Source organism: Candidatus Hydrogenedentota bacterium (assembly GCA_016791475.1).
GTDB lineage: Bacteria > Hydrogenedentota > Hydrogenedentia > Hydrogenedentales > JAEUWI01 > JAEUWI01.
The window spans coordinates 1-503 of the sequence record JAEUWI010000519.1; the positions used below are offsets into that span (position 1 = coordinate 1).

General features: G+C 69.4%; 1 protein-coding gene. It reads right to left on the reverse strand.

Going from position 1 to position 503, the window contains the following annotated elements; genetic code table 11:
- On the reverse strand, positions 1-473 hold a 473-nt coding region (locus tag JNK74_30585), incomplete at its 3' end, for a conjugal transfer protein TraN (protein MBL7650515.1).
- Positions 474-503: the final 30 nt, after the last annotated feature.

Sequence of the window (503 nt, forward strand, 5' to 3'; positions counted from 1 at the left end):
GCCAGCACGCTGCAGGTGTCGCCGGTGCAGGACTTCTCGGCCACCCAGACGCCGGTCTTGATCTCCTGGCCGGTCATGAAGGAGTAGCTGGTGCTCAGCACCGCGACCATCTGCGGGAACACCACCGGCGTGCTGACGTCCACGTCGAAGTACGCCAACGGCGATCCGTCCTGCGTGACCCGGAAATGCTGCGCCGTCGGCGGACGGTCCGGCACGCACTGCACGTCGAAGCCGGTGCCGCCCGACGCGGCGTGCGCGAACCAGTCACCCGGCGTGCAGTTGACCGACCGCGTCACGTCCACCGCCAGCGTGCGGGAGCAGCTGTAGTTGCCGACGCCTTGGTAGCGCATGCAGCTGCGGGTCTGCGTGCCCGCGGGCACCGTGGTGGAGGCGGTCGTGCAGCCGCTGTAGTAGGCCGCGAGATCCTCCAGCACCGTCGATGGGCGGCGCATGATGCCTTCGGCGGCTGACACAGAGGGGTCGTTGGCGCTGACGGTAGGGCG